Annotated in this window: 2 protein-coding genes; both read left to right on the forward strand. The window is 52.5% G+C overall.

The features are described 5' to 3' along the window. A partial coding sequence (locus tag ACS8YF_RS20240) for a hypothetical protein (protein ID WP_440851840.1) occupies nt 1–66 on the forward strand: 66 nt, incomplete at its 5' end. A 73-nt stretch (nt 67–139) separates the two neighbouring features. After that, nucleotides 140–501: esterase (ypfH, locus tag ACS8YF_RS20245; protein ID WP_440851839.1), on the forward strand; the 362-nt coding region annotated here is incomplete at its 3' end.

Here is a 501-nt window from a genome sequence, read left to right on the forward strand (position 1 = left end):
GCACTTAATGATGTTCGCACTGAGCGTCTGCGCGATCGCATAACGCAATGGCAATTATTTCACTGACTCCTTCAATTTTATCTCATGGTCATTGTGAGTCAGCGGCGTAAAATTAATGACATCAGTTAAGGAGTTCGCCATGAAACATGACCATTTTGTTGTTCAAAGCCCGGATAAACCTGCGCAACAGTTGTTACTGCTTTTCCACGGTGTCGGGGATAACCCGGTGGCAATGGGGGAAATAGGCAACTGGTTTGCACCGCTGTTTCCTGATGCGCTGGTGGTGAGTGTCGGTGGCGCGGAGCCGAGCGGTAATCCGGCGGGGCGTCAGTGGTTTTCGGTGCAGGGTATTACGGAAGATAATCGCCAGGCGCGTGTGGATGCGATCATGCCGACGTTTATTGAAACGGTGCGCTACTGGCAGAAACAGAGCGGAGTAGGGGCTAACGCCACGGCGCTCATCGGTTTCTCTCAAGGCGCGATTATGGTGCTGGAGAGCAT

This window comes from Salinisphaera sp. SWV1, assembly GCF_052044155.1.
Taxonomy (GTDB): domain Bacteria; phylum Pseudomonadota; class Gammaproteobacteria; order Nevskiales; family Salinisphaeraceae; genus Salinisphaera.